The sequence below is a fragment of the Haloarcula sp. Atlit-120R genome, from assembly GCF_003665885.1.
Taxonomy (GTDB): Archaea; Halobacteriota; Halobacteria; order Halobacteriales; family Haloarculaceae; genus Haloarcula; species Haloarcula taiwanensis.
The window spans coordinates 1-472 of record NZ_QPLN01000075.1 but is presented as its reverse complement, the minus strand read 5'-3'; the positions used below and the strand labels follow the sequence as shown (position 1 = coordinate 472).

The window sequence follows — 472 nt, the reverse complement described above, 5'->3', positions numbered from 1 at the left end:
AGTTGTTCAGGATCACGAAGGTGTGCTCGCTGCGCGCGACGATCCGGCTCTCGCGGTCGGCGTCGCGCTCGGGGAGGACACAGAACGGACAGCCGTCGACGTCCCCGTTGCCGTTTCGTTCGACCCACTCGATCCGCCAGGCGGCGAACACCTGTTCCACGTCGCTCACGCCGTCAGGTTCTCGTAGCCGTCCTCGGTGATGACGACGGTGTGTTCGGCCTGGCTGACGAGTTCGCCGTCGTCTTCCTTCAGGACGGGGTAGCCGTGGAGGACGCCCTGCTGTTCGAGCCGCGTGATGGCCATCTCCGCGCGCGGTTCGTCCAGCCAGCGGGCGGCGAAGGGCAGCGTCCGGTACTCCTCTTTGACCTGTTCGAGCACCTTCCGCGCCGAGCGGTTCCGCACCGAGCGGTCGCGTTCGAGGCTGTAGATCTCCTCTTTCGCGCCCTCGGTGACCTTCCCGCGTCCGGTCGTC

At 66.9% G+C, this 472-nt stretch carries 2 pseudogenes; both read right to left on the bottom strand.

Annotated features, from left to right (window positions below):
- Nucleotides 1-160 (bottom strand): annotated as a pseudogene (locus DVK01_RS21285) (HIT family hydrolase); the annotation flags it as partial.
- 5 nt (nucleotides 161-165) lie between these two features.
- Nucleotides 166-472: pseudogene (locus DVK01_RS21280) on the bottom strand (type II methionyl aminopeptidase); the annotation flags it as partial.